The sequence below is a fragment of the Leptolyngbya sp. FACHB-711 genome, assembly GCF_014695615.1.
Taxonomy (GTDB): Bacteria; Cyanobacteriota; Cyanobacteriia; order Elainellales; family Elainellaceae; genus Leptolyngbya_A.
In genome coordinates this window covers 1-4,002 of record NZ_JACJOR010000570.1, presented here as the reverse complement: position 1 = coordinate 4,002, position 4,002 = coordinate 1, and the positions used below count along the sequence as shown (strand labels likewise).

The following is a 4,002-nucleotide window of genomic DNA, read 5'->3' as shown; positions in this document are numbered from 1 at the left end:
AGAGGAATTCGTTTTGCATCCCGGTGATTGCTATGGATTTAAGGCAGGCACAGGTATCGCCCATCAACTGATTAACCGATCTGAAGAAAACGTAACCTATCTTGAGGTTGGCGATCGCCCTGAGGGAGATGAGGTCGAATACCCAAATGATGATCTCAAAGCAACACAATTGCCGAATGGTGAATGGGTTTTAACGCACAAAGATGGTCGCGCATATTAGTAGCACCGCCTAACAGCCCCTGCAGCGGACGGATTTAGGTGATGGTGTTGATGCAAAGGTCTTCTGCTGTCGCTGAAGGGGAACGTTACTACCTCTATGATTGCCGAAAATGATTAGTCTCGGCAGGGTTCCTAGTCTGCATCCTAGGCATTACAAGGCTCTAAGGCATACTACACACGATCGCTTCAGGTTTATTTTCGAACAATTGAGCTGTTGCTGAATTTTTGTTGTTCTTGTGCAAGTTTTGGATTGAGTTGCCAAAGATATGTTTGTCTGGCTGGCCCCTCAAATCATTAGTATCTGGACGTTTACAACATTTCAGCATGGAAGTTGTCCTAGAGTTGCCTGATAGAGATAAGTGAAGTTGTTTCTACCTAAATCCCCTGCAACTTTCCCTTCGACAATGAATTCCTTATCCTCGCCTTTATATAGCAGCAGAAAAAAATGGTCGCTCAGGCTGAAAGCTTTTTGAGTTGGGCATGCCAGCGATCGCTTCAATTGTATGTTTAATGAGTTGAACTGTCCCGTTTTTGGCTGTTTCTGGGACAGTTGATGCTGTAGAAGCTTGATTTTCATTGTTTTAGCCTTCCTACTGCAACTAGACCAAACACCGTAAGTGGGACATTTGGTCCTTAGCAACCATTTTTTCTCATTTGCTATACAAAGGTGTTATGCCAATAGGGAACGACCATTGTAAAGGCTAGCAAGTTCAACGTTTCGAGCTAGTGCCCATGCCCGTCGAACGGCTGCATCTGCATTCACCAGTCCATGTCCAAAGTATAAGTCTCGACCTGCAGATCCCAAATCCATTGCTGTGTCGGTTAGAATCTGCCGCAGTTCCCCTCCAGTTAAATTCGTGTTCACACTCCAGACTAGGGAAGCAATTGCCGCCATATTTGGATTTGCACAAGACGTTCCACCAAAGTAATCTAGCTGCCCTAGCGTATTCATTACAGGAGAGTCAGTTGCTGCCATCATCGTTAGCTTGCTGCCATAGTTGGAGTAACCTGCTCGCCTAACTGCAGCTGCATTCAACAGTCCGTTGATGATCTGTACGTCCGATCGCGCCAGTGCGCCAACTGACATCACGTTACTATGATTCGCCTCCAGACGACCAATTCCACCGCTTTCCCAAAAATTAGTAGGGTCATCCATGTCTACATTGCCGTTTCCGGCTGCCATTGCAAATACGGCAATGTCTGCACAGTCAGAAAAGATTTGTTCAAGTTCTGCTTGCGTACCACCGTTAGTCAACCAGAGTTCGCCCGCAATACCTCCCTGAAATACCACGCGCTTGTGGTTTGCACGGGCATAACTAATAGCATCTTTAATGCTTTGTTGAAGTGTAATTTCCCCATAGGGTTTGGTTACATAAACATTGCTGTTCCAGTTAATTCCCGTGATGCCTTCAGCATTATTTGGCGTGGCAGACATAACGCTAATCGCAGAGTGTCCATGTCCAGCACCAATTGATTGGTCATCGTCGGTGGGGTCAGTAATCAGGCGAGTAGAAGCGAGATCTACAAGGCTACCTTCGGGCGTATTTGTCAGGGGAACTCCAGAATCAATCGAAACTAGCAGCACGTCTTTGGAGCCTTTGGTAAACCGCCAGGCGCTTTCAACATCTGAAGCTCGCAAATTCCATTGCTGGCTATAGTACAGGTCATTTGGCCGCACTTGAAGTTCTAGCATCGTGTCATCTGAGAATCGTAGAGCTTCAATGCCCTGGAAGTAGATTTCTCGTCCATCGATCAGCTTAACGGAATCAAACGCCGTGCCGCGCAAGATTGCCTGATGCGCGATCGCCTGTGGATCGAAGGCACTCAAATCAAGACCATTAATGCTGGAAATACTCGATCGCTTGATATTCAGATGTAAGACATCAGTTCCACCTCGTCCTAGAATGACGCTGCCTGTGCCAATTGGGGCTGCATAATCTAGGGTTTCACCTACAGCCGTTCCAGCCACTAGGTTCCAGGGCAGTACCTTCATAGACTGCCGATCTGAGACAATTTCTCGACCTTCGATTGTTTGAGCAACTGCCCGAAACTCATAGTCGCCGCTTAGCCCAGCAACGTTTGCTAGATTGACCAACCCACGAGAAAGTGATGCACCTGTCCAGCTTCCCAAAGTAGTAATGCTACCGTCCTTAAGGGCTTCCAGACGCACTTTTGCCAACCGTGACCCGTTTGCTAGACTGTAGCTTAGCTGCACGGCTCCTTCCTGAAAAACTGTATTTTCGGAAGTGTCTCCCGATGCATCCTGAAGGCTAAAACCAGTGAAGCTAGGCAGCAAACTCACCTGAATGGTGCTGGAATCAAGCGGCGTTCCCTGATTGCGGTTGTTTGCCTTGTTAGATTCTGCTACCTGATTCGCAGGATCAACAACCATGCTAATGTAATACGTTCCTTCACCCTGCCAAAAAGCATCGGATTGGTTAGGTAAAGTGACGGTTGCTGTCAACTGTCCTGTTGTACGATTACCTGCTAATCCAGCGATCGCTTGGCTGCCCAGCAGCCGATCGCTGCTATCTAAAGTGCGATCGGTAGACAGGTAGAAATCGACTCCAAAACCTCCGGCAACAGTAGCGTTTGCATTTTCTAGGTGAAAGGTGAGAGCGGCTGTGTCTCCCATACTCAAGAATTGTGGGCTATTGAAGGAAATGCCGCGCAAATCTGGCAGGCTAGATGAGCTAGGAGAATTTGGAGTTGCGGACAGAGTTAGCTGATAGGTTGTTTCTGTTCGCTGTTGGGAATAGACCCGAATGTAATACGTTCCTGAACCTAAATCGAGATTTAAACGCTCCGCTGCTTTACCGCGACGGGCTGCCGTCTGAATCACTCGACCTTTGGAGTTAAGGATCTGAAGATTTGCATTTGCCTTGAGGCGATCGAGCTTGAGAGAAAGGCTACTTCGATCGTGCAGTCGCAGCCGCAAATAATCGTTTTTGTCTAATTTGCCAATCGAATCTTTAAAGTAACTGATTTTTGAGCCAAGTCTAATGGATTTAGCATGCCTCAACGTATTCCTAGCCCGATCGATTTCCATAACAGCAAGCTCAATGATTCTAGATGCACGAAAAGCGTAAAATTCATCATCTCCTGATTCTAAGTAAATCGTGCATCCGTTGCATCAAAAATTACATATGCTTCACATCAACAGAAGCAGTTTCTTGCTAGCAATCGATTATGGCAGGAGTTCTCTCAGCCGCTAGGCAAGGAGCGAAAAAACTTAAGATCGGCTGCAGGCAGAAACAATTGAAGTAGAACCACAGGGCAATAATTCCTCAATCTATGGGACCGTGTTGCTGGATAGTTGTTTAGCGCTTTCAGTGAAAACACTGACTCCGCTACTCACTTTGTTTCCTATCGTATTCTGTCGTTCAGCCATTTCCTGTCGTTTTAAACGCCAAGATTTGCTGTGTTTGGATAGGGCATTGCTCTCTCAACCGGAAGGCAATTTAGATACTGTGGAGTGAGCTAGCGTAGGGTGAAGAAATAAGTGTCTTTAACGAAGAGTTAAAGGTCACAGAGGAGTTTTTAACTCTTTTCAACTTCCAAAGGAAGGACGCATTGGGTATCTAAAGGTTTGTTCCTATAGCTCATTTCAGCTATGGAACTTTTAAGAGAAGCTTCAAACCTTAGCAAAGCCTGAATTGAAAGGATCACACGGACTTGACACATAATTCTGGCTCATCCCATCTTTTGGTGAAGTTTTGGCAAGATAGAGATATATTCTCTGAATCAGGAGAAATTAATCTTCATTCAACCGCTTTTACCTGA

General features: G+C 46.1%; 3 protein-coding genes. 1 reads left to right on the top strand and 2 read right to left on the bottom strand.

Features of this window, described 5'->3' with window-relative positions; genetic code table 11:
- On the top strand, nt 1-220 hold a 220-nt coding region (locus tag H6F80_RS28240; protein WP_518523677.1), incomplete at its 5' end, for a cupin domain-containing protein.
- Nucleotides 221-538: 318 nt separating this feature from the next.
- Here the strand turns inward: H6F80_RS28240 and H6F80_RS28235 are convergent.
- Entirely contained in the window at nt 539-796 is a 258-nt protein-coding gene (locus H6F80_RS28235) for a hypothetical protein (RefSeq protein ID WP_190794843.1), read from the bottom strand.
- A 93-nt stretch (nt 797-889) separates the two neighbouring features.
- Complete coding sequence (locus H6F80_RS28230; RefSeq protein ID WP_190794842.1) at nt 890-3,157, bottom strand: S8 family serine peptidase; 2,268 nt, start codon at nt 3,155-3,157, stop codon at nt 890-892.
- Nucleotides 3,158-4,002 lie beyond the last annotated feature (845 nt).